We start from the raw sequence: 23924 nt of genomic DNA on the forward strand, positions 1-23924 counted from the left end.
CGTATGCCAGCTCGACCGGTCAGCCGCTGAGCGCGGTGCCGCCGTCCTGCCGCGGCGCGGAGCCCAGATGGGCGCCGACCCGCTTGACCAGCAGAGCCATCTCGTACGCCACCTGGCCGACATCGGAGTCGGCGTCGGTGAGCACGGCCAGACAGCTCCCGTCACCGGCCGCGGTCACGAACAGGAAGGCCTCGTCGAGCTCCACCATGGTCTGGCGCACCCCGCCGGCCCCGAAGTGCCGTCCGACGCCCTTGGCCAGGCTGTGGAAACCGGAGGCCACGGCGGCCAGGTGTTCGGAGTCCTCACGGGTGAGTCCGTCCGAGGATCCGATGGCCAGGCCGTCGCCGGAGAGGATCATGGCCTTGCGGATGCTGGCCACGCGGGTGACCAGATCGTCAAGGAGCCAGCTCAGCTCGCGCGTCGGGCTTGATGGTGCGGTCATCGGCCGTCCCCCTCGGGTGTCGTTCTCGGAACTGATGTCGCGGTGTCGTCCGGGGCGTCGGCCTCCTGCCGGCCGCGCTGCCAGCCGCGCTGGAGCGCCGCCATCCGGTCGCGTACCTCGTCGGCTGAGCGTTCCCTGCCCTCGTCCGCCGATCGGGCGGTGGCGTTCTGCCCGGTGGTCTCCACCCGGAGCTGCGGGGCGAGATTGGCCTGCCGGACCCGGCGCGGCAGCACGGTACCGCCGCTGCCGGCGGCCGGTTCGGCGCCGCCGCGCGAGGCCGGGGCGGCGCGGGCGGGGCCGGCCGGCGGGACGGGGTCTTCCGGTGGCAGCGGCCGGGGTTCCGCGGCCGCGGACGACGGGGCCACTGCCGACGGGGCCGGGCGCGCCGGCTGGGTGGCGCCGACCGGCCGGCCGTGGTCGGAGATCAGCACCGGCGCGCTGCGGCGGCGCCGCGGCAGGGCGACCGGATCGTCCAACTCCGGTTCCTCGTCCAGCAGTACGGCCGAGTCGCCGGCCTGATGCGCGTGCTCGGGGCGCTCGGCGCGCTCTTTGTGGCGTTCGCCGCTCACTCCGTCAAGGCCCCACTGGCGGAAGGTGTGCTCGGTGTCGCCGGACGGCTTGGCGGCCGCCGCGGCGGTCATCTCGCTGATCCGGGTGGAGCCGGTGTCGTCACTGGTGTCGGTGAGCAGCGCGGACGGGATGAGCACCACCGCGGTGGTGCCGCCGTACGGTGACTGGCGCAGCGAGACCCGTACGCCGTGCCGCTGGGCGAGCCTGCTGACCACGAACAGGCCGAGCCGGTCGGTGTCGGAGAGCTCGAACTCGGGTGTCTCGGCGAGCCGGAGGTTGGCTTCGAGCAGCGCGTCCGGGGTCAGGCCGAGGCCGCGGTCGTCGATCTCCAGCACGAAGCCGTTGGCGACCGGCTCGCCGTGCAGCCGCACTTGGGTGTGCGGCGGGGAGAACACCGCGGCGTTCTCGATGAGTTCGGCGAGCAGGTGGGTGAGGTCGGCGACCGCGGCGCCGCTGACCGCGAGCCGGGGCAGTCGGCGGACCTCGATCCGCTCGTAGTCCTCGACCTCGGCCACGGCGGCGCGGACCACGTCCATCAACTGGACCGGCTTGCGCCACTGCCGGGAGGGCGCGGCGCCGGAGAGGATGACCAGGCCCTCGGCGTGCCGCCGCATACGGGTGGTCATGTGGTCCAGCCGGAAGAGGTCGGCGAGTTCCTCGGCGTTCTCGGTGCGGCGCTCCATCGCGTCGAGCAGGGTGAGCTGCCGGTGCAACAGCACCTGGCTGCGGCGGGCGAGGTTGACGAAGACGTCGGAGACGCCCCGGCGCATGTCGGACTGGCGGACGGCGGCTTCGACGGCGGCCCGCTGAAGGGTGTTGAGCGCCTTGCCGACCTGGCCGATCTCGTCGTCCGCGTACTGGAGCCTGGGCACCTCGGTCTCGACGTCGACCTGTTCACCGGCGGCGAGCCGGCGCATCACGCGCGGCAGCCGGGTGCCGGAGACCTCCTGGGCCTCACGGCGCAGTCCGGTCAGGTCACGGATGAGGCTGCGGCCGATGCGGACGGAGACGACGATCGAGGCGATCACCGCGACGAGGCCGAGACCGCCGGCGATCGCCGCCTCGATGATCACCGAGGTCGACAGCGGCCCGTTCTTCTGGGTGAACTCGGTCGACGTGGCCTCGTCCAGTTTGCCCAGGTCGTCGAAGACGTCACCGGTGAGCGTGGGCCACTGGAGGTGGGCGGCGACGACCGGGGCGTCCACGGCGCCGGCCGCGATCACCGCGTCCTGGGCCTTGCGCAGCTTCCGGCCGTTGGCGCTCTGCCAGTACCGGTCGTAGGGGGCGCGCAGCGCCGAGCCCAGGACCTGGAGATTGTCGCTGTAGTAATTGCGCTCATCGGCGACGGCGAAGGTGAAGTCGGTGAGTTCGGCGGTGTTCATGTGACCGCTGCTGATCGCGACGGTCATCAACGCGTCCTCGCGGCTGACCTGTTCGCGCGCCCGCATGAGGCCGACGCCGGCCCGCCGCCGGCTGTCCCGCGCGGTGTCGTTCAACGGATTGAGGCCGTCGAAGAGATCAAAGGCGGGGCTGATCAGCGCGTTGTAGGCGTCATAGGTGTCATTGCGGGTGATGTGCTGGTTGTCGACCCGCTGCCGCAAAGAAGTTACGCCTTCAACTGTATTGAGGAAGACATCGAGCTTGTCGCGCGAGGTGCGGTCGATTTCGGCGCGGACCCCTGAGGCGTTGATCTGCGTCCGCAGCCGGGCGATCGACGCGTCGGTGGCGTGTTCCTGCTTGTCGAATGCGAGCCGCGCCTGGGAGTCGCGGGGGTTGGCGATATAGATCAGCCCGACCTTGCGCTCCTGCTGGAGCCCGCTGACGACCGCCTCCGTCGGGTAGCCGATGTTCTCGGCGACCATCTTGATGTCGGGCCGGCCGAACACCGCGCGGCCGGTGATCGTCGCGGCGAAAGCCCAGATGGCGGCGAGGGACACCAGTGGGATCAGCAGCAGCGCCACGATCTTCCGGCGGATCGTCGTACCGCGAAAGCGCATGGCCTCCCCAACGTCTCCCCCACCGCGGGGGTCCTCTGTCGCGTTTAAACGGCGTGAGCCTACTACTCCGTCCGGGTTAACTCGAAAGTGAGTCCACCGGGTTGCGGCGGTCTGGCCGGAAACGTACCTCGGGAATGCATCCCGAATTTTCGGGGCAGGCACCTTTCATGGACTTCGAGGGCCAGGACAGCCAATCGGTGTGGGAGGACGAGGCCGTCGGCACCCCGCGACTGCCCGATCCGGTACGGGACGCGGCGGTGCGGGCGGCGCTGGTCGGGTCGTTCGCGCTGGTGGGGGCGGTGATCGAGGTGCTGCTGGCGGCCGGGCATTCCTGGCTCAGCGCGCCGATGATGCTGTTCACCGTGCTGGCGTGTGTGGTGGCGACCTGGGCGGTGCTCGATGTGTGGGTCACCCGGCAGGTGTGGAACCAGCGCAACGGCGTGGTGTCGAGCCCGAGCAGCGCGGCGCGCGCCCTGCGCCGGGAGCGGCGCAGGGCCCGGCGGTCGGCGCGGCTGGTGACGCGGCAGCGGGCGAGCCGCCGCCGGCCTCACCGGCTGCGGATACACGGCGCCTGACCGGCACCCCGGTTCGCCGGCCGGTCGGCGGAGCGCGGCCCCGAGGCCGTCACGGTTCGCCCGCCGGTCGGCGGAGCGCGGCCCCGGCCGGCTCGGCGGGGCGCCGGAACATCCGGGTGGCGGTGATCTCGCCGTGCACCTGCTCCCCGTGCGGGTCGGGTACCGGCAGGCCGGGCCGCAGGTGTTCCTCGACGCTGATGTACTTGAGCCCGGCCCGCAGGTCGGCGTCGTTGCGCAGCCGGACCACCAGCGGGAACTCGGCGAGCGCGGTGGTGTCGAAGAGACCGGTGGTGTAGATGAGTTGCACCCCGAGGGCGTCGGCGACGGCTCGCTGGAGCTCCAGCAGATAGGTGGCGTTGGCGCGCCCGATGGGGTTGTCGAGGAAGAGGGTCCCGGCGTGCCGCTGCCGGTCCCGGCCGCGGTCGTTGCTGCGCAGCGCGGCCATCGTGCAGTAGAGCGCGATGGCGGCGGTGAGCAACTGGCCGCCGGAGAAGACATCGCCCATCTGTCCGACCGGGACCCGCTCGGCGCGGAGCACGGCGTCGGGCTTGAGGATCTCCACCGCGATGCCGCGCGGTTCGAGTGCGGAGGCGACCGCGCGCAGCAGCAGCGTCATGCCGTCGCGGCGCAGATCGGAGTTCTTGCGGACGGCGGCCCGGGTCGCCTCGTCGATGACCTCGCCGAGCCGCTCGGCGAGCACGGTCTGGTCGGGGTCCTCGAAGCGGATCCGCAGGAACTCCTGGCCCGACCATTCGCCCAGGCCCTCCGGCAGCCGGGAGAGCCGCTGGGCCGAGCGCAGGGTGGCGAGCGATGACTCCACCAGACCGCGCAGCCGGTCCACGATGCTGTCCCGGTTGCGCTCCAACTGCTCCAGCTCGTCGGTGAGGACGCGCAGCCGGGGGGCGAAGGCCGCGGCCCAGGCCGCCGCGTGGTCGGGCAGCGCGGCGCCGGGCAGCTCCCTGATCTGCTGCCGGGCCGGGGTGCGCACCTGCTCGTAACGGACCGCGTTGGCGTGCCGGACCAGGATGTCCGCGGCCTCGCGCAGCTGGGCCTCGGCGGCGGACAGATCGGCGGCGCAGCCGCGCAGGCCGCGGCGGGCCTCGGCGGCGGCCTGCCGGGCCTCCTCGGTGCTGCCGGGGTACGGCTCGGGCTCGTCGTCCTCGGCGGCGCTCTGCGGTCCTTCGCGCAGCAGGTCGCGGAGCATCGCGGCGATCTCGTCGAAGCCGCCGGCCGCGTCCTCGGCGGCGCGGTGGTCGTGGACCACGTCCGCGTGCGCGATCCTGGCCTGCTCCAGCGCCTCGGTGCGGGCGGCGAGTTCGGCGTTGGCGGCGCGCAGCAGCTCCTGGGCGTGGTCGGCGTCGCGGGGCCGCAGCTCCTCGGGCAGGTCGGTGTGCGCGGCGCCGTCGGCGGGGGCGAGCCGCTCGGCGTCGCCGCGCAGCCGGCCGAGCCGTTCACTGGCGCCGGACTGGCGGGACTCCAAGGTCTGCACCAGGTGCTCCGCGCGGGCCGCGGCGGCCTGCCGGGCGGGGCCGTCGGCGCCGTCCGGGCCTTCGAGAAGCTGGGCGGCCCGGCCGCGGACCTTGTTGCTGAGCCGGTCGAGTTCGGTGAGCGCGGCGTTCTCGATGCTTTCCGCGCGGGCCTGTTCGGCCCGCAGATCGGCGCCGACGCCGACCTTCTCGTAGACCTGGGAGGCGGCGCGGTAGGCCTCGCGGAGGGCGGGCAGCGAGGCGGCGCCGGTCGGCGCTCCTGCCGGGCCGGACGACGGGTCGGCCTCGGCGCCCTCCTCGGGCGCCCCGGCGATCTCGGCGCGTTCGGCCCGGAGCACCCGCGCGGTACGGCGGGCGTCGTCGGAGGCGCGCTGGGCGGCCCTGCGGTCCTCGTCGGCGGCGCGGGCCCGCGCCAGGCACGCCTCGGCCCGTGCCTCCGCCTCCGCGGCGTCGGCCGCCAACTCCCGGCCCCGGCGTTGCCAGTTGGCCCTCTCGCGCAGCCGGTGGGCGAGTCCTGCCAGCGCGTCGGCGCGGCGGCGGGCCTGTTCCGCGGCGGAGCGGCGCAGGTCGCTGTCCGCGGCGGCCTGCGCGGCGGCGGCCTCGGCGTCGGCGCGCTCCTCGCGGATCGCGGCGAGTTCGGTACGGGCCCGGTCGACGGTCTCCTTCGCCGCCGAGACCGTCGCCGCCAGCTCGTCGAGGCGCCCCGGCGGGCAGGAGGAGCGCCAGGAGGACAGCCGGGCGGCGAGCGTCCTGTCGTGGGCGAGGCGGGCGGCGAGCGCCCGGATCTCCTCCTCCCGGGCGGTGGCCCGGGCCCGCAGCTCCTGCCGCTCGCCGTCGGCGGCCATCTCGTCGTGCATGGCCGGGTTCGGCGGTACCAGGAAGACGTCATGGACGTCCGACGGGCCTTCGCCGGCCGGGGGCGGCGCGAGCAGGGCGGCCGCGGTGCCGACGGCGACGGTCGAGCGCGGCAGCAGCGCGGCCTGCTCCAGCACCTCCTTGGCCCGCACATAGCTGCCGGGGTCGGTCACCACGACCCCGTCCACCAATTCGGGCCGGGCGGCGAGCACCGCGGCGTGGTCCACCGGGGCGACGGCCTGCGCGAGGTAGCGCCATCCGGGCAGCGCGGGGATGCCGTGCTCGCCGAGGTATTCGACGGTGGCCAGCACATCGGGTCCGGGCGGCAGGAGTCCGCCGTCGCCGAGCGCCCCGAGGATCCGGGTGTCGTCGGCCGCGGCGGTCCGCAGCTCGAAGAGGTGCCGCTCGGCGGCGGCGACCGAATCGTCGAGCAGGGTACGGAGCGGGTCGGTGAAACGGTCCAGCTCGGCGGCGGTGAGCGGGGTGCCGTCGTCCGGCCGGCGGACGGACCGGGCACGGGCAGGGCCATGGTCACCGCCGCCGGGCGCGGCCGGCTCTGACGCCCCTGGCACCGCACCAGTGGCGCCGTAGGTGGCCGGACCGGTGGAGCTGCGTCCTGGGGTCCTGGCACCGGGGGTCCTGGCGGCGTGTGTCCTGGCGGCGGGGACGGAAGCGATCGGGCCGGCGCCGGGGAGCCCGAGGAGTTCGGCCAGCCGGGGGTCGGCGGACAGGGCGGTGGCGGCGACGGTGGCCGCGGAGTGGGCGGCCTCCGCGGTGGCGAGGGCATCGGCGGCGCGGGCCGCGGCGAGTTCGGCCCTGGCCTCGGCGGAAGCGGCCTCCCGGGCCCTGGCGGTGGCCGCCGTGGCGGTCGTTGCGGAGCCGCGGGCCGCCACCTCGGCGGCCTTCTCGGCGTCGGCGGCGGCGAGGGCCGCCCTGGCCGGGTCGGCGTCCGGCGCGGAGTCGTCGAGCCAGCCGGCCCGTACCGCCTCGGCGGTCTCCTGTTCGACCTCGCCGAGCCGCTGGCCGAGGTGCTGGCTCTCGCTGCGGGCCCGCTGGGCCTCGGTGGCGGCGGCGGTCGCGTCGCGGTGCGCGGTCTCGGCGAGCCGCTGGAGTTCGGCCGAACGCTCCTCCTCGGCGTCCGCCTGCTCCTCGGCCCGGCCCGCGGCGGCGTGCAGGGCCCGGACGAGATCGCCGGCCGCCTTGGTCCTGGCGGCGAGCGCTGGCGCCGCGTCCCGTTCGGCGGCCCGGATGGCCGCGCTGACCCTGGCGAGCCGGTCGCCGGCCGCCCGGTGCCGCAGTACGGTCTCGGCGGTCTGCCAGGCGGCGTGCAGGGTGCGGGCGTCGCCGAGTTCGCGGCGCAGCGCGTTGGCGTCCTTGTCCGCGGCGGCCAGCGCCAACGAGGCGTGGCGGTAGGCGATCTCGGCGGCGATGAGGCCGCTGCCGCCGCGGGCCTGCTCGGCGTCGGTGACGGTGTGCGCCGCCCGCGCCATGTGCTCGGCCAACTCGGCGGCCCGGCCCCGCTCCTGCTGGGCGCGGGCCGTCAGCCGCCGGGCCAGCTCGCGGGTGCGGCGCTCGGACTGGGCGTGCACCCCGCGGGCCTGGTCCCGGGTGGCGGCGCCCGCCACGATCCGCTCCAGCAGGTCCAGCGAGCCGGCGGTGAAGTCGCGTTCGGCCATGAGTTCGGCGCGGCGGCCCAGCTTGGCGGCGAAGCCGTGCACCAGATCGGCGAGCCCGTCGGTGTCCCGGGTGTCGGTGACGGCGCGCAGCAGCAGATCGGTGAAGTCGGAGTCCTTCTTGACCGCGAAGAGGCCGGCCGCCTCGCCCTCGTCGGCGTTCATCTCCCGCTGGTAGCGGAAGAGTTCGGGGTCGAGGCCGAGGTCGCCGAGGTGTTCGTTCCAGCGGTCGTGGATCTCCTCCCAGACCACTTCCAGGTGCGGGTACGCCTTTCCCGCCTCGGTCACCGCGTCCCGGAAGCCCTTCATGGTGCGGCGCCGGCCGCGGGCGCCGGAGACGCCTTCGACGAGCGGCCGGACCGCGTTGGCCTCGGCGACCGGCAGCGCGTCCAGGCTCAGACCCGGCCCGGGACGGAAGGAGTACCAGGCCTCGGCGAACTTCCGCGGATCGGCGGAGACCTGCCGGCCGCGCCACTCGCTGACCTTGCCGACCACGACGAGTTCGCCGGTGAGGGTGTGCTGCCACTCCAGGGCGACATGGCCGCAGTCCTCGGCGAGCAGGAACTTGCGCAGCACGCCGGAGCTGGCGCCGCCGAGGGTGTTGCGGTGGCCCGGCAGCATCACCGAGAAGATCAGCTTGAGCAGGACGGACTTGCCGCCGCCGTTCTCCAGGAAGAGCACTCCCGCGGGGGCCGGGCGGCGCGGCGGCCCGGCGGGCTCGTCGGCGAAGAACTCGCCCTGGGTCGGGGCGGGTCGCGGCACCGGTTCGCCGACGCCCCGCAGATCGAGCACGGTGTCGGCGTAGCGCGCGCCGGCCGGCCCGATGGAGTAGAGGCGGATGCGGGAAAGCTCGTACATACGGCGGACTCTCGTAGGGTCGGTTGGGATCAGGGGATCGAGGATCAGGGGGTCGGAGGCCAGAGGTGCGGGGCCAGGTGTCAGAGGTGCGGGGCCAGGGGTGAGGCGTCGGGGGTGAGGTGTCGGGGCGGACCGACTCCGGCGCGGTCAGGGCGGTCGGGACGATCGGAAGGCTCTCAGGGGCGGGCGTGGAACGGCAGCCCGGCGTCGGCGGCCAGCTCCGACTCGTCGGTCGCGGCGGCCGGGACGAGGGTGGCGGTGCCGTCACCGACCGGGACCAGGCCGAGGTCGAGGAGTTCGGCCATCGCGGCGCTGCCCGCCATGTCGCGGACCTGCAACTGATAGCGGGCGGTGGTGCGGTAGGTGCCGCCGGATTCGTCGCCGGTGCGCTGGAGGAAGCCGGAGTCCACCAGGAAGGCGACGGCCTTGCCGATGATGCCGGTGGTGGAACTCGCCAGTCTTCTGGCGTCCTTGGTGGCGCCGGTGGCACTGCGGCGGACATAGACGCGCCAGGCCGCCTCCAGGCCGGGCGCGTCACTGGCCGGGTCGGTGTTCTCGCCCGACTCGTCGGCGTGCTCCTCCAGCCGGCGGCAGGCCTGCCGGACGAAGGCGTCCACGCCGTGCACGGTGATCCGGCCGATGTAGCCGTCGTCGGCGAGGTCCTCCGGCCGGGGGAAGGCGAGGGCCGCGGCGGCCAGGTGGGCGAGGCCGTGCAGGAACCGGTCGCCGGTGTCGGAGGCGGTCCGCCGGGCGTAGTCCCCCATCCGCACGGCGAAGACCGAGTCCTCGCCGGCCGCCACCGCCATGCCGGCGCGCGGCGACACTTCGAGGACGATCAGGCCCAGCCCGGCCGCCACCGCGTCGACCAGCCGGCCGAAGGGCGGATCCTCCTGGTGCCGCCGGATCAGCTCGGCGTACTCCGCGTCGCGGGCGGGCACCACCTTGGGCTGGAGGCCGAAGCCGACCAGCCGGGCGGCGTCCGCCACATCCCCGGCGGTCACCCCGGGCCCGGCCGCCGACCCGTCCTCCCTGATCTCACTCACGTCAGCCTCTCCTCAACCTTTCCGCGTCCGCACCGTCGCCGCCGTCTTCACCCGCGCACCGGCTCCACCGGCCTGGCTCTCTCCAGCGTCTGCCCAGCGTCTCCGCCGTCCCGTGCGGCCCGCCTCATCGCGCGCCGGGCGGGGTGAGACGGGCCGTGCCGAGGACGAGGTCGGCGCCGCCGAACTCGTGGTCGTCGAGGACCGTGCCGTCGTCGACCGCGAAGAGCACGTGCGGCTCACCCTGCCGATAGGCGGTGCCGACCGGCGGCGAGGCCGCGTGGACGGCGAGCAGGGCCACCAGATAGGGCAGGTCCGGATCGCGGCGCCGGGCCTCGGCGAGCAGGCCGGAGAGCCGGCGCGGCGCGTCGTGCGGCAGATCGAGGAGTTCCAGGGCGGATGCGAGCTGCTCCTCGGAGAAGCGGGAGTCGTCGGGTGTGGCCACCAGATCCGGCTCCGGCATCTCGACGCCGAGGTGCTCCCGCTCGACCGGGGGTGTCAGCAGCATCTCCACCAGATCGGTGACCCGGACCGCCGCCGGGGTGCGCGGCCCGGCACCGCGGGAGAAGAACGCGTCGGTGACCCGGGCCGCCTGCTCGACCGGCAGCGGCAGTACGGGGGCGAGGAGCTGCCCGTAGAGATCGAGACCGGCGCGGGCGGGGGGCGCGGCGAACGCCTGCCGGTCCTGCTCGGCCCGGAACAGCGGCCCCGCCTCCAGCAGCCGGGACTGCAACTGGGTGTGCCGGCGGATGCAGTCCTTGACGATGTCCACCAGTTCAGCGGCCCGCCGCTTGTGCTCGGGCTCCTCCGCCTCGTCGCGCGCCTTGCGGATGTTGGTGAGGATCGCGTTCTCGTGCCGGTACCGGTCGGCGACATGGTCGAGCGCCTCCTCGATCATGTCGGGCACCCGGCGCAGCCAGTCCACCGCCCGCACATCGCGCCGGGTGGCCTCCAGGGTGCGGCGGAGCGTCTCGGCGTACTGCACCGTGCGGTAACGGGCCTGCTCGGCGGCGAGTTGGGCGTCGGCCAGCCGGCCCCTGCTGATCAGCACCTCCAGCTTGACCTCGGCCGCTATCTGCGCGCTCGTGACGTCGGTGTCGAGCGCGCCCACCAGCACGTTGACCGCTTCGTCGGTGGTCCGCAGATAGACGGTGCCGCCCGGTCCCGGCACCTCCTCGACGAGCTTGAAGTCGTAGTCCCGCCGGACGTACACACCGTCGGGGCCGAACGTGCCGTAGACCGCGCGGAACCCGCGGTCGGCGCTGCCGACGTTGATCAGGTTCTCCAGCACCCAGCGGGCGACCCGTTCGTGCTCGGCGGGTGTCCGCGCGGGGGCCTGGGCGGCGACCCGGGGCAGCAGCCTGGTCACTATCTGGTCGTGGTCGGCGCCGGTGTCGAAGTCCATGGTGAGCGTGACGAGATCGATCGCGGCGAGCGCGACCTCCGCCATCGCGTACACCGAGTACTCACCGGCGAGATTCGCCTTGCGGGTGTCCAGGTCGTGCAACGGGGCGGTGCAGGCGAGCGCCTTGAGCCTGCGGGCGAGGCCCTCGTCGGCCGCCGGGCCCGGTGCGGGACGGCCGAGATGGACCCGGTCCGGCAGCGCGTACGGGACGGTGGTGGTCACGCCTCACACATTAGGCGCTGCCACCGACAACGAACGAAACGGCACGGACCCCCACGGGGCGGGCATGCCATGATCGTCCCGACGGCAACGCGCGTGCCGGCGGCGACATCAGCGAGCGCACACGACGACACCGGGCGGATCATCATGGCGGACGCGGTCATCGATCTCAACGCGGACCTCGGCGAGGGCTTCGGCCGCTGGGCGCTGACCGACGACGACGCGCTGCTCTCGGTGGTCACCAGCGCCAATGTCGCCTGCGGTTTCCACGCGGGCGACCCGGCCACGATGCGCCGGGTGTGCGAGCGGGCGGCCGAACGGGGGGTGCGGATCGGCGCCCAGGTGTCGTATCGCGACCTGGCCGGCTTCGGGCGGCGTGCGATGGATGTGCCGCCGGACGAGCTGGCCGCCGAGGTCGCCTACCAGATCGGGGCGTTGGAGGTGTTCGCGCGAGCGGCCGGCTCGGCGGTGTCGTACGTCAAACCGCACGGCGCGCTCTACAACCGGGCGGTGCACGACGCGGAGCAGGCCGAGGCGGTGGTGGCGGGCGTCCGGCTGGCGGGCTCGCTGCCGGTGTTGGGCCTGCCGGGTTCGCGGCTGCTCGACGCCGCCGCCGCGGCCGGTCTCGGCACGGTCGGCGAGGCGTTCGCGGACCGGGCCTACACGGCAGCCGGCACGCTGGTGCCGCGACGCGAGCCGGGATCGGTGATCGAGGACCCGGACGCGGTGGTGGCGAGGTCGGTGGAACTGGCGGGCGACGGCTGGGTCACCACCCGCACCGGGGAGCGGGTGGCCGTCACCGCTCGGTCGTTGTGCGTGCACGGCGACACGCCCGGGGCGGCGCGGCTGGCCGCCCGGGTCCGCGCGGCGCTGGAGGCCGCGGGGCTCCGGGTGGCCGCCTTCGTCTGACCGGCCGCCCCCACGGTCTCGCCGCGGCCATCGAGCGGGCACGGCCGGCCGCCGGATGCGTCCGAGCGGCCGATTCGTTCGTATGACCGGTCGGCGTGTCCGTATGACGGCGGGTCAGCGGGGGCATCGTGTCCGTACCGCGCCGGAGGACGGCCGGGTCGAGATCACCGCTGGGAAGGGGCACGGATGAGGCTGGATCTGCGGGTGCTCCCGGCGGGCGCGTCGTCGGTGCTGCTGGAGACCGCCGACGGCGAGCAGGCGGAGGCGCTGCACGCGGAGTTGCTGCGGCGGCGGGCGGCCGGGGAGCTGGCCGAGGTCGCCGAGATCGTGCCCGCGGCCCGTACCGTGCTGGTCAGCGGTCTGGCGGAGCCGCGGGCGTTCGCCTCGGACGTGGCGGGTTGGGACGTGCCGCCGGTGGTACGCGGCCGGGGCGAGGCGGTGGAGCTGCCGGTGCGCTTCGACGGGCCCGATCTGGCCGAGGTCATGGCGCGGTGGGGCGCCACCGCCGACGAGGTCGGGGCGGTCATCGAGGAGACGCCCTTCCGGGTGGCCTTCTGCGGGTTCGCCCCCGGCTTCGGGTACTTGACGGGGCTGCCCGAGCACCTCCGTCTGCCCCGCCGCGCCACTCCGCGCACCGCCGTCCCGGCGGGCTCGGTCGCGTTGGCCGGCCCGTACGCCGGGGTCTATCCGCGCTCCTCTCCCGGCGGCTGGCAGGTGATCGGCAGCACCGACGCCGTGTTGTGGGACGCGGCGCGGGAGCCCGCCGCGCTGCTCGCACCCGGCACGGCGGTACGGTTCCGCGCGGTGGCCCGGTGACCGCCGGGGGCCCGGTACCGGCCGGGGGGACGGCGAACGCCCGGCGGCGGGTGACCGCCGACGGGTCCGCCGCGCTGTGGGTGGTCCGGGCCGGCTCCCTCACCACCGTGCAGGATCTCGGCCGCTTCGGCCACGCCCATCTCGGCGTGCCGCGTTCGGGCGCGCTCGACCCGCCGGCGCACCGGCTGGCCAACCGGCTGGTGGGCAACGCGGAACGGGCCGCCACGCTGGAGACGACGGTGACCGGCTGTGCGCTGCGGCCGTCGCGGCCGGTGCTGGTGGCCGTGACCGGTGCGTCCTGCGCCGTACGGGTGGACGGGCGGCCCGTGGCGTGGGGTGCGCCGGTGTGGGTGCCGGCGGGCGCGCTGCTCGATGTGGGCGCGGCGGTACGGGGCCTGCGCGCCTATGTGGCGGTGGGCGGCGGGATCGCGGTGCCGGAGGTGCTGGGCAGCCGTTCGACGGATCTGCTGTCGGGGCTCGGACCGCCGCCGGTGGCCGACGGCGACGAACTGCCGCTGGGCCGGTCCGGGGGGTGCGGCGCGGCGGCCGATGTGCCGTTCCACGGCGGGTACGCGCGGGAGTTGGTGCTGCCGCTGGCGCCGGGGCCGCGGGACGACTGGTTCGCGCCGGGCGCGCTGAACACGCTGGCCGGGAGCGCTTACACGGTCTCCCCCGAGTCGAACCGGATCGGGCTGCGCACGCTGGGCCCGGCGCTCGACCGGGCCAGGGACGGCGAACTGCCCAGTGAGGGCATGGTGCTGGGCGCCGTCCAGGTTCCCCCCGACGGTCGCCCCGTCGTCTTCCTGTCCGATCATCCGACCACCGGCGGTTATCCGGTGATCGGAGTGGTGCCTGAGGAGTCGCTCCCGGCCGCGGCCCAGTCACCGCCGGGTACCAGGATCCGTTTTGTGCCGCTGCGCCCCACCCGCCTGGGGTAGCCGGCCGGCGCGCCGTGAACGCCCAGCCCCCGCAGGGCGCGGGCGGTGGCGTCGGCGGCGGCGAGGTCGAGCAGGGGGGCGGTGCCCCTTTTCTCGTGCCGGTACTCCTCCCGGGCCAGCCGCAGCAGATCGGGCAGCAGATCGGTGCAGCGGTCGGCGATCCACCGGGTGCCGCGGGTGGCCATCCACCAGAGCGACGCGGCGGTGCCGGGCGGCGCGCCGTCCGGTTCCGGCCGCGGCGCCGGTCCTGTGGCGATCCCGGCGGCGGTGAGCCGGGCGTGGAAGTCCCGTGCGAGCAGCCGGTGTCCGGTCTCGCTCGGGTGCAGGCGGTCGGCGCTCAGCGCGCCCGGGCTGGTGGTCCAGGGGTGGTCGGCGACGTGGACGTGCAGGGTGCCGTGGTGCGCCGACAGCGCGTGCACGGTGTCGTTGAGCGCCCGCATCCGCCGTTCCAGCGGCCTGGCGAGCGGCCAGGGCAGGTTGAGCACGCTGCCGGGATCGGGCAGGCAGGCGGTGAGCACCTCGGCGCCCACCGCCCGCAGCGTGCCGATCGCCCGGTGCAGGTCGCCGGCCATCGCCTCGATGTCGAAGCCGCCGCGCAGCGTGTCGTTGCCGCCTGCCACCACGGACGCCACCCGCGGGCGGTGCCGCAGCGCCGCGGCGAGCTGGTCGCCCGCCACGTCCCCGGTCCGGGCGCCGCCGCACGCGGCGTTGAGGACCAGGGTGTCCTCGGGCCGTTCGGTGAGGCCCTCGGCGAGCAGCGCGGCCCAGCCGCGCCATCCGCCGCCGGGCAGCGGATCGCCGACCCCCTCGCTGAGCGAGTCCCCCAGCACGGCGAACCGGACGGCCGGCCGGCCGGTCACGACGGCATCCGTTCCGCCACCCGGTCCGGGGCGAGGGCGGCGCCGTGCGCGGTGAGGAAGGCGTTGACCGCGGCCGGCCAGGTGTAGAGCTCGGCGCGGGTGCGGGCCAGGGCGCGGCGCTGCGCGACCGGGACGGTCAGCAGGCGGCGGACGGCGGCGGCGTACTCGGCGGGGGTGTCGGCCGCCGCGCCCGCCGGCCCGACCAGGATGGGCAGCGCCGAGCGGGAGCTGACCACGACCGGCGTACCGCAGCCGAGCGCCTCGAGTGCGGCGAGGCCGAAGGTCTCCACCGGCCCGGGGGCGAGCGCGATGTCCGCGCTGGCGAGTACGGCGGCCAGTTCGGCGCGGGAGCCGACGTGGCCGAGGAAGGTGACCGGCAGCCGGGCGGCGCGCGCGTGGTGGGTGAGCCGGGTCCGCAGCGGCCCTTCGCCGGCCACCACGAGCGCGGCGTCGACGCCGTCCGCGCGCAGCCGGGCGAGGGTGTGCAGGGCGGTGTCCGGCTTCTTCTCCGGGGAGAGCCGGGAGCACATCACCAGCAGCACCTGGGCGCCGAGGCTGTACCGGCGGTGCACCGCCGGGTCGTGGAAGGAGGGGTGCCAGCCCGCCAGGTCCACCCCGAGCGGGGCGCGCACCACGTTGCGGGCGCCGATCCGCTCGAACTCGGCGGCGGCCCAGGCCGTGGTGCACACCACCTTGGTGTACGTGTGGGCGGTACGGCGGTTGAGGGCGTCGGCGGTACGGCGGGCGGCGCCGGCCGGCAGGCCCCAGGTGCCGAGCACCCCGTCGGCGCTCTCGTGCGAGACCATCAGCGCGGGTACGCGGTGCTTCCTGGCCCACCCGCCGGTCCACCGCAGGGTGGTGCGGTCGGAGACCTCCAGCCGGTCGGGCGCGAGGGCCTCCAGGGCCGCTTCGACCCGGGCCCGGCGGGCCAGCACGCGGTAGCCGCCGGTGCCGGGGATCTCCAGTCCCGGCAGGGTGATCACCCGGCCCTGCGGGGTGAGTTCGTCGGTGGTGGTGACGCCGGGGATCACCAGCACCGGCTCGTGTCCCGCCGCCGCGTAGCCCTCGCCGAGGTGCCGCAGCGCGGTGCGGAGCCCGCCGGAGACAGGGGTGACGAAGTTGGCGACCCGGACGATGCGCAGCCGCTGCCCGGGTTCGCGGCCGGCCGGGAGAACCCGCGCGGGGTCGCCGGGCTCCAGGCGTCCGGTGCGGCCGTCGGGTTCACCGGGCGCGTTCTGCGCGGCGGGCGCGGGGTGCTCGGTGGGTTCGGTGTGCTCGGCTGGTGGGGTGTGCTCGGCGTGCTCGGAGGACCCGCTCATGCCGCCGCCACCTGCCGCTCGCTCAGCACCTGGGCGTAGTGGTCGAGCAGTTGGTCGCCGACGGCCTCCCAGGTGCGGTCGGCCACCGCCGTGCGGGCCGCGGCGGCGTAGCGGAGCCGCAGCCGCGGGTCGCCGTTCAGGAGCTGGACGGCGACCCGGATGGCGAGACTGTCCCCGGGCGGCACCAGCAGTCCGGTGCGGCCGTGGTCGACCAGGTCGAGCGGACCGCCGGCCGCCGGGGCGATCACCGGCACGCCGCTGGCCATCGCCTCCTGGACGGTCTGGCAGAAGGTCTCGAACGGGCCGGTGTGGCAGAAGACATCGAGCGAGGCGTAGATGCGGGCGAGGTCGCCCCCGGTTCTGCGGCCGAGGAAGACCGCGCCGGGCAGCGCCGCCTTCAGGTTCGGCACGCTGGGGCCGTCGCCGACGACGACCACCCGCACACCGGGCAACGCGCAGGTCTCGGCGAGCAGTTCGACGTGCTTCTCCTGGGCGAGCCGGCCGACGTAGCCGACGATCAGCTCGCCGCGCGGCGCGAGTTCGCGGCGCAGCGCCTCGTCCCGGTGGCCGGGGTGGAAGCGGACCGAGTCGACGCCGCGCTGCCAGAGGTGGACGCGCGGCACCCCCTGGCCCTCAAGAGCGGTCACCGAGGCGCTGGAGGGGGCGAGGGTGCGGGCGGCGGCGTTGTGCACCCCCCGGATGCGGCGCCAGGCGGCGGCCTCACCGGCGTTGAGATAGGTCTTGGCGTATCCGGCGAGGTCGGTCTGGTAGACGGCGACGGCCGGGATCCGCAGCCGGGTGGCGGCGGCCAGGCCGCGCACCCCCAGGACGAACGGGCTGGCCAGATGGACGATGTCGGTCCGGTGGGCGGCGATCGCGGCGGCGGTCCGGCGGCCGGGCAGAGCCACCCGCACCTGCGGGTAGCCGGGCAGCGGCAGGGAGGGGACGCGGACCACCTGGCAGGGATCCTGCCCCGCTGCTGGTTCCTGGGGTCCGGCCGGGGCTATGACCAGGGGGTCGTGGCCGCGTCGTGCCAGGTGTTCGGCCGTGCGCAGCGCGCAGTGGGCCACTCCGTTGACGTCGGGCGGGAAGGACTCGGTGACGATGGCGACTCGCATACCGTGGTTGTCGCCGTACTGGGAGTTGTCAGGGCCACGTGGATCTGTCGCTGAGTGAAACGCCCCATGAGCGTTGGGAGCGGGGGGTCATCTGGTGGAGCCGCCGGAACTCAGCCGTCCTCTGACCGCGGTCTGCACCTCGGCCTCCTCGGCCGGGTCGGCGGCCAGTCTGCGGAGCTGCGCCAGCACCTTGACGTCCCCCGACGCGGCGCGGTGCGCGGCCAGTTCCCTGGTGCTCTCCTCGCAGTCCCACAGGCACTCGACGGCGAAGCCGGCGCCGAATCCCGGGTCGGCGGCGGCGAGCGCGCGGGCGGCGAGGCCGCGCAGTTGCGACGAGGAGGTCTCGCGGTACAGATAGCGCAGCACGGGGGCGGCCCGGCAGGCGGTGATCTGTCCTTCGTCGCCCGGGGTGCCCGCGGCCAGCCGTCCGGCGCCTTCGACGAGGGCGTCGAGCCCGTCGGCGTCGGCGCCGCCGGTCTGCACGATCCGGCGCAGCGCGGCCAGCACGAGCCCGGCGTCCTGGGGCACGCCGTGCCGGGCCAGGGTGCGGGCGGCGGCGGCGCCCAGCGCGTCGGTACGGACCGCCCAGGCGCGGGCCCGGGTCAGCGCCTCGTCGTCCCGCAGCCGTTCGAAGGATTCCAGGGCGGCGCGTTCCACCCGTTCGTCACCGCTGGCGGCGGCGGCCTCGATGAGTTCGAGGCGCCGGGGGTCCCGGCGGTCGGTCAGGTGCCGCAGCGCGGCGGCGCGGGCGGCGGAGGGGCCGTGCAGCGCGGTGTCCAGCAGGACGGGGCGGTCCTCGCCGCCGGCCACGGCGGCCAGGCAGCGGGCGGCGGGCTGGTCGCGTTCCACAGCCGGGTGGCCGGCCAGGCCCTCCTGGGCCCAGTCGAGGACGGCCGCCACACTCCAGCCGGGGGTGGGGCCGCCGGGGCGCAACTGGCGTTGCCAGCGGTCGAAGGACACCTGTTCCTGGGCGCGGCGGACCCGCTGGGCGGTGTCGGGGTGGGCGCCGTCCTCGGCCCAGAGCTGCCAGGGCCGGGGCTCGTATGACTCACGCAGCGCCCGGGCCAGCTCGGCGTCTCCTTCCGCGGTCCGCGGGAAGCGGGCCACGACGGAGGGACCCAGGGCGCGCAGGGCGCCTTCGCCGTCGTGGACGGCGAGTTCGTCCAGCGCCCACTCCCAGGAGCCGCCGGTCGCGGCGTACCGGCGCAGCAGCCGCAGGGCGTCGCGGCGCCCGTAGCCGGCCAGGTGTCCGAGTACGGACAGGGCGAGAGCGCTGCGGTGCTCGTCGGGGACGAGGAGGTCGTCGGGGTGGAAGAGGTGCTGTTCGATCCCGTCGAGCGGGCCTTCCAGATCGGAGTACAGGCGCGCGTAGTAGAGCGAGCGCGATTCCACCCGCCAGTCGAGCCGGGGGTCGCTCAGCACGCACTGTTCCAGGGCGGCGAGTGCCTCCGCCCGCGGCGCCGCCAGGGCGTGCAGAGGCCCGTCTCCGCGTCCTCTCTGGAGGAGGCCGAGAAGGGTGCCGCTGGGCGCTATGTCTGGGTCGAACATGAGGTCAGCATCCGGTGCGGGGGGAATCATGGCAACGGGATTTCCGCTGCCCATGCCCGGCATCCTTACCTGCCGCCGGGCGTTCCATTCCTGGCGGTAGCGCGGATTCCGTTGGGGACGGGCGCCGGAAGCCTACCCAGTCGGGGGAAGGGGTGTCGCTTCCGGGCGACGGATACGGGCCGCCGGTGGCCGGAACACCGCTGGGCTTTTGACATATGCCGGGAGCACCACCAGATCGGGTATCGCGGAAACCCTTACGGCCCATCGCTCACTGTGCAACAGTCGTTACTGGATTCCTGGTCCTTGTCGGTCCTTCCCGGTTCCTTGTCGGTCCTTCCCGGTTCCTTGTCGGTTCCTTCCCGGTTCCTTGTCGATTCCTTGTCGGTTCCTTCCCGTCCGCCCCGGCTGCCAAAGCGCCTGCCAGCAGACCCGTTCGGAGTGCGTCATGCCGTCCCCCACGCACGCGGATCACACCGCAGCACGGCCACCGGAGCCCGGTGCGGTGGACGCGTTGATCTCGCAGACCCGCCGGCTCCGCAGCCGGGTGGACGCCGTGCTGCGGGACCGCGAGGCCGCTGACGGCGAAATCGCCCCCGAGGACGCGCGGCTGCGCTGGCAGCGGGCGCTGTGCGCGCTCGCCGTCCACCAGCTCGACGATCTGGGCACCCATCTGGGTCAGCTCAAGGACGGCTTCGAGGCCGGCGAGCCGGCCGCGGCGGCGCCGGACGGGCCGGTCCGGTTCGGGCCGGCCGATCGGGCCGCGGACTGCGCGCTGGGCCGGGCGGGCAGCGCCGAGTGGGATCTGCTCACCGACGCCGTGCAGTGGTCGGACGAGCTCTTCCGGATCTTCGGCCGCTCCCCCGAGGACGGCCCGCTGAGCCTCGACGAGCTGCCCTCCTGGCTCTTCTCCGAGGACCAGCACATCCTCACCCGGATGGTGACCGGCTGCCTGGTCGACGGCCGGCCGATCGACTGCGAGTTCCGTATCGTGCGCGCGGACGCCTCGGTGCGCACCGTGCACATGGTGGGCGAGCCGATGCTGGGCGGCGACGGCGGCACCGTGTCGATGTGGGCGGTGATCCGTGACGTCAGCGATCTGCGCCGCAGCCAGCGGACACTCCGCGAGTCCCGTGACTCGCTGGAGCGCCAGCGGCGGAGCGCGCAGACCGAGCGCCGCCTCGCGGTCGAGTTGCAGGAGGCGGTGCTGCCGCCGTGGCGGGGCACGCTGCGCTTCCCGCAGGACGGCGGACCCGTCACGATGGATCTCGCGGCGCATTACCTCCCGTCGTCCACCGGCGGCCTGATCGGCGGCGACTGGTACGACGCGATGCAGCTCCCCGACGGCTCCTCGTTGCTGACCGTGGGCGATCTGACCGGACACGGCGTGGCGGCCACCTCGGGCATGGCGATGCTGCTCGGGGCGCTGCGCGGAATGGCCGTCGCGGGGCTCGCGCCGGGCCCGCTGATGGGCTGGCTCAACGAACTGCTCGACACCTCGCCCCAGCCGGCCCTCGGCAGCGCCCTGTGCTGCCGCTTCGAGCCGGCCACCCGGACGCTGCGCTGGTCGCAGGCCGGGCACCCGGCCCCGGTGGTGTTCCGTGACGCGGTGGGGCGGGTGCTCGACCCGCCGGACGGGGTGCTGCTCGGCGCGACCTCGGGCGCGCAGTACGCCCAGGCCGAGGAGGAGTTGGCGCCCGGCGACCTGCTGGTGCTGCACACCGACGGCCTGGTCCCGCGGCGTGGTGAGGATGTCGCGGGGGGAACGCACAGCGGTGCCGACCGCCTGCTGGCGATGGCACCGCTGTTCGCCACCGCGAGATCGGCGCACGACTGTGTGCGCCTGGTGGCAGAGGAGTTCGGCGTCCCCGAGCGTGAGGACGACGCCTGCGTACTGGTGGCCAGGATCGGCTGAGCGACCCGGGCGCACGGGTTGACCAGCTATGGCGGATCGATCGGATCAATCGGGTCGATCGGATGATGGGATCAACTGCGGGAGTGTCGCGGCTCCGGCCCGTTCGGCGTCAGGCCGGCGCGACAGAGGGTCGCGGAGGGTCCCCGTGCCGCCCGGGAGGAGCCCGGGTACCGGCGGTGGGTACGGCGTGCTGCCTCACACGGACATCCGGCCCCCGCTTCCGCCGCTCTTGGTGCTCCTGGCGTTCTTGGGCTCGCCCCGGCCCGGGTTCCTGCTTCTTCCCGGCGGCATGACCGCCTCGATCTCCCGCCGCAGCTCCCGGATCCGCTGCTGGCCGGCGTACCGGCCGCTGAGCGTGTACATCTGGCGCAGCCGGTCCCAGGTACGGTGGGACGAGGTCTGGCCGATCCGCCGCAGGGCCTCCTGGGCCCAGGCGTCGGCCTGGTCCGGGTCCCCGGCGATGAAGCAGGCCGAGGCGAGCGACAGGTAGTCGAAGACCGTGGAGCGTTCATGGCCCTCGGTGCGCAGCGTGATCGCCTGCTTGGCGTGGACCTGCGCGTGCACGGCGGCCGACGGGTCGAAGTCGGCGAGCGTACGGTAGGCGAGCGCCTGCATGCCGTTGAGATCCGCCTCGTCGAAGTTCTGCATCCAGGTGGGATGCGCCAACTCGCCCTCGTCGGCGGCGAAGAGATCCTCGGCCTCGCCGAGGGAGCGCCGGGTGGCCTGGCCGCGGCCGAGCGCTGCCTGCGCCCAGGCCTCAATGGTTTGCAGCATCGCCAGGCCGCGCAGCGGAGTGCCGTCCCCCGCGGCGGACTTGGCGAGCCGCATCAGGTCCAGGGCCTCCTCGGGCCGCCCCAGGTGCACCATCTGACGGGCCGCCCGGGAGAGCGCCTCACCGGCCCGCGGCCGGTCGCCGCCCTCCCTGGCGGCGTTGGCGGCGAGCACGAAGTACTTCTGGGCGGTGGGTTCGAGACCCACGTCGTGGGACATCCACCCGGCCAGTACGGCGAGGTTGGCGGCCACGCCCCACAGCCGGCGCTGCAGGGTGGCCTGATGGGGGTAGGAGAGCATGGCTCCCACCTCGTTGAGCTGGCCCACCACCGCCTTGCGCTGGAGGCCGCCGCCCCGGGAGGCGTCCCAGGCCCGGAAGACGTCCACGGAGTGTTCCAGGGACTCGATCTCCTGGGCGCCGATCGGGGCCGCCTCGTAGCGGTCGTGGTCCGCGGGGTCGGCCGTCAGGGGGTCGTCGAAGACGGGCGCGTCGGCCGCCAGGGCCGGGTCGCTGTGCAGCCAGTCGTACATGGTGGTGGTGAAAACTGAGCCGGAGGCGAGCGCGGCGCCCGCGCTCACCAGACCGCGTCGGTTGAGCATGAGGTCCATTCCCGTGAATTCGGTGAGGACCTCGGCGGTTCGCTCCGGTTGGGCCAGATGTAAGGGGTCTTCCGTCGGTCTCTTCCCCGTCTGCCGGCGCCGGTCGAACCCGAGATCCTCGATGGTCACGACACGGCCGAGACGCTCGGTGAACAGCGCGGCCAACACCCTGGGCACCGGATCGCGCGGCGACTCACCGGTGTCGATCCAGCGGCGTACCCGCGAGGTGTCGGTCGCGAGCTGCGGATGCCCCATGGCCGCCGCCTGCCGGTTGACCAGCCGCGCGAGTTCGCCCTTGGACCAGCCGGTGAGGCCGAACAGGTCCGCGAGTCGGGTGTTGGCTTCGTTGCTCACGTCAAGCCCCCAGGTTCCTCGGCACAGTTGACAGTAATCCCGGTGACAGTCGCGGTGCGAGTATTCGCCAGGGTTCGCCAGGGTGCGCCAGATGGTCTGCCACCCGCGATGGGGTGTCAGGTAGGAAAGCGCCACCCCGCCCGGCAACAGCCGGGCCCCGTACGGTCCTTCGCCGGACCGTACGGGGGAAGGGTACGGCGCGAGGACAGGCCGGCTCCACCGGCCGGGCGGCGCATTCCCCAGGGTGCGCCGGTCCGGCCGGCCGGGCCGGGACCGGCCCCGCGCCGCGACCGCCGCTGTGGCGCCCCTGAACTCGTTGGCGCGCGAAGGGATCTGCTCTCCGTCATGTATCCGGCATCGTCCTCCGTGTCCGCTCCGCCCAGGCTCGCGTATCCGACGGTCACCGAGCCAGTGCTCAGGCCCCGCCAGGCCACCGCGGTTCGGCGCGGTCTGGCGACCGGCTCCCATCCGCTGAGCGGGAGACTCGACTTGACCGGCCCGCAGGGCGCCCAACTACGCACCGCGGTCGCCGCGGTGCAGCGGATCTGCCCGGAGTTCGCTCCGGTCCAGCTGCTGCGCCGCGGCGGCCGCACCGCTCTGCTGATCGGCAGTTCGGGGCGCGCTCCGGCGGTCGCCAAGTGTCTGCTCGATCACTCGACCGCCTGGGCGGAACGTTTCCGCCAGGAGATAGCGGCCTATCGCACCTTTGTCCGGCACCGGCCCCCGGTACGGGTGCCCCGGCTGATCGCCGCCGACCCGGAGAGCTGTGTGCTGGTCATGGAGCGGATGCCCGGCCGGGTGGTGTCGCCGCAGCGGCATCCCTCCCAGCCGCCGAACAGGGGCGATGTACGGGCCGCGGTCTCCGCGTACGCGCGGATCAACCTGTGGCGCCCGCCCGCCGGTTCCTTCGACGCGCCGATCGACTACCCGGCCCGGATCAACCGCTACTACGAGCTGGGCCTGCTCACCGACCGGGACATGGGTGATCTGCGCAAGCTGCTGCACGGACTGACCCACGCCCAGGGCCAGTTCTGCCACGGCGACGCGCTGCTCTCCAATGTGCTGCTCTCCCCGGCCGGCCCGTCGCTGGTCGACTGGGAGCATGCCGGCTGGTACCTGCCGGGATACGACCTGGCGACGCTCTGGTCGGTGCTCGGCGACGACCCGGCGGCCCGCCGGCAGATCAGCCAGCAGGCCCAGGCGCCGGGCCCGGCCGCCAGGGACGCCTTCCTGGTGAACCTGATGCTGGTACTGACCCGGGAGATCCGTACCTACGAGCTGGCCGTCCAGCGGACCATGCGGGCGCCGGGTCCGGTGCCGCCGGGCGCGGCGGAGGCGAGCGAGGAGCAGCGGCTGCTGCTGCGCCGGCTGCACGAGGACTGCTCGATGGCGCGTGGAGCGGTCAGGGCGGCGGTCGGCACCCGCTGAGCAGCGACCGGTCCCGGCCCCAGCCGACCCCAGCCGACCCCAGCCGAGCCGGAGCCGATCGGACCCGACGGGAGCCGACTTGGACCGGCCGGGACGACCCGGCCGGGACCCGGCCGGCCCGGAGCAACCGGGATCGGCAGCCGGTGAAACCATTCACCCCCGCATGCCGCCGCAAGCGGCCCGGCGGGGGACCACTCGGGATGTACGGCCGCGACCGCCGGTCCGCACCG

At 74.6% G+C, this 23924-nt stretch carries 16 protein-coding genes; 6 read left to right on the forward strand and 10 right to left on the reverse strand.

The features are described from left to right. Nucleotides 1-19 precede the first annotated feature (19 nt). Nucleotides 20-442: a roadblock/LC7 domain-containing protein gene (locus OG519_RS03060; RefSeq protein ID WP_405578263.1), complete on the reverse strand. Its 423-nt coding sequence runs from the start codon at nucleotides 440-442 to the stop codon at nucleotides 20-22. After that, nucleotides 439-3009: a nitrate- and nitrite sensing domain-containing protein gene (locus OG519_RS03065; RefSeq protein WP_405578266.1), complete on the reverse strand. Its 2571-nt coding sequence runs from the start codon at nucleotides 3007-3009 to the stop codon at nucleotides 439-441. The genes OG519_RS03060 and OG519_RS03065 overlap by 4 nt, the downstream gene beginning before the upstream one ends. 167 nt (nucleotides 3010-3176) lie before the next feature. Here OG519_RS03065 and OG519_RS03070 point away from each other — a divergent pair, with 167 nt between their 5' ends. Then, on the forward strand, nucleotides 3177-3584 hold the full coding sequence (locus OG519_RS03070) for a hypothetical protein (protein WP_405578269.1): 408 nt from the start codon (nucleotides 3177-3179) through the stop codon (nucleotides 3582-3584). Between the two features lie 49 nt (nucleotides 3585-3633). On the opposite strand, the gene OG519_RS03075 is transcribed toward OG519_RS03070, so the two are convergent. From OG519_RS03075 to OG519_RS03085, 3 genes are all read right to left on the reverse strand, one after another. Continuing rightward, complete coding sequence (locus OG519_RS03075; RefSeq protein WP_405578272.1) at nucleotides 3634-8457, reverse strand: hypothetical protein; 4824 nt, start codon at nucleotides 8455-8457, stop codon at nucleotides 3634-3636. Nucleotides 8458-8633: 176 nt separating this feature from the next. After that, a complete protein-coding gene (locus OG519_RS03080) occupies nucleotides 8634-9500 on the reverse strand; it encodes a hypothetical protein (RefSeq protein WP_405578275.1) in 867 nt (288 codons plus the stop codon). A gap of 124 nt (nucleotides 9501-9624) precedes the next feature. Beyond that, nucleotides 9625-11124 (reverse strand): hypothetical protein, encoded by a 1500-nt coding sequence (locus OG519_RS03085; RefSeq protein ID WP_405578278.1) that lies wholly within the window; start codon nucleotides 11122-11124, stop codon nucleotides 9625-9627. A 144-nt stretch (nucleotides 11125-11268) separates the two neighbouring features. Here OG519_RS03085 and OG519_RS03090 point away from each other — a divergent pair, with 144 nt between their 5' ends. The 3 genes from OG519_RS03090 (at nucleotide 11269) to OG519_RS03100 (ending at nucleotide 13784) form a co-directional block, all read left to right on the forward strand. Further along, complete coding sequence (locus tag OG519_RS03090; protein ID WP_405592428.1) at nucleotides 11269-12030, forward strand: LamB/YcsF family protein; 762 nt, start codon at nucleotides 11269-11271, stop codon at nucleotides 12028-12030. Nucleotides 12031-12216: 186 nt separating this feature from the next. Beyond that, nucleotides 12217-12846 (forward strand): allophanate hydrolase subunit 1, encoded by a 630-nt coding sequence (locus OG519_RS03095; protein WP_405578281.1) that lies wholly within the window; start codon nucleotides 12217-12219, stop codon nucleotides 12844-12846. Nucleotides 12847-12896: 50 nt separating this feature from the next. Further along, nucleotides 12897-13784 (forward strand): biotin-dependent carboxyltransferase family protein, encoded by an 888-nt coding sequence (locus OG519_RS03100; protein ID WP_405592430.1) that lies wholly within the window; start codon nucleotides 12897-12899, stop codon nucleotides 13782-13784. Here OG519_RS03100 and OG519_RS03105 read toward each other — a convergent pair. From OG519_RS03105 to OG519_RS03120, 4 genes are all read right to left on the reverse strand, one after another. Further along, nucleotides 13676-14644, reverse strand: coding sequence for an SGNH/GDSL hydrolase family protein (locus tag OG519_RS03105; RefSeq protein WP_405578284.1), 969 nt, complete (start codon nucleotides 14642-14644; stop codon nucleotides 13676-13678). The genes OG519_RS03100 and OG519_RS03105 overlap by 109 nt on opposite strands. Continuing rightward, nucleotides 14641-15963, reverse strand: a complete 1323-nt coding sequence (locus OG519_RS03110) for a glycosyltransferase (RefSeq protein ID WP_405578287.1) — start codon at nucleotides 15961-15963, stop codon at nucleotides 14641-14643. Before OG519_RS03110 ends, OG519_RS03105 begins: the two co-directional genes overlap by 4 nt. Continuing rightward, complete coding sequence (locus tag OG519_RS03115; protein ID WP_405578290.1) at nucleotides 15960-17081, reverse strand: glycosyltransferase family 4 protein; 1122 nt, start codon at nucleotides 17079-17081, stop codon at nucleotides 15960-15962. The genes OG519_RS03110 and OG519_RS03115 overlap by 4 nt, the downstream gene beginning before the upstream one ends. Nucleotides 17082-17168: 87 nt before the next feature. Next, nucleotides 17169-18629, reverse strand: a complete 1461-nt coding sequence (locus OG519_RS03120) for a HEAT repeat domain-containing protein (RefSeq protein WP_405578293.1) — start codon at nucleotides 18627-18629, stop codon at nucleotides 17169-17171. A 445-nt stretch (nucleotides 18630-19074) separates the two neighbouring features. Between OG519_RS03120 and OG519_RS03125 the strand changes: the two genes are divergently transcribed. Then, nucleotides 19075-20541: a PP2C family protein-serine/threonine phosphatase gene (locus OG519_RS03125; protein ID WP_405578296.1), complete on the forward strand. Its 1467-nt coding sequence runs from the start codon at nucleotides 19075-19077 to the stop codon at nucleotides 20539-20541. Between the two features lie 195 nt (nucleotides 20542-20736). Here OG519_RS03125 and OG519_RS03130 read toward each other — a convergent pair whose 3' ends face one another. Next, a complete protein-coding gene (locus OG519_RS03130) occupies nucleotides 20737-22266 on the reverse strand; it encodes a hypothetical protein (RefSeq protein ID WP_405578298.1) in 1530 nt (509 codons plus the stop codon). A 345-nt stretch (nucleotides 22267-22611) separates the two neighbouring features. Between OG519_RS03130 and OG519_RS03135 the strand changes: the two genes are divergently transcribed. Then, entirely contained in the window at nucleotides 22612-23694 is a 1083-nt protein-coding gene (locus tag OG519_RS03135; RefSeq protein WP_405578301.1) for an aminoglycoside phosphotransferase family protein, read from the forward strand. Nucleotides 23695-23924: the final 230 nt, after the last annotated feature.

Source organism: Streptomyces sp. NBC_01190, assembly GCF_045039895.1.
In the GTDB taxonomy this organism is placed as follows: Bacteria; Actinomycetota; Actinomycetes; order Streptomycetales; family Streptomycetaceae; genus Actinacidiphila.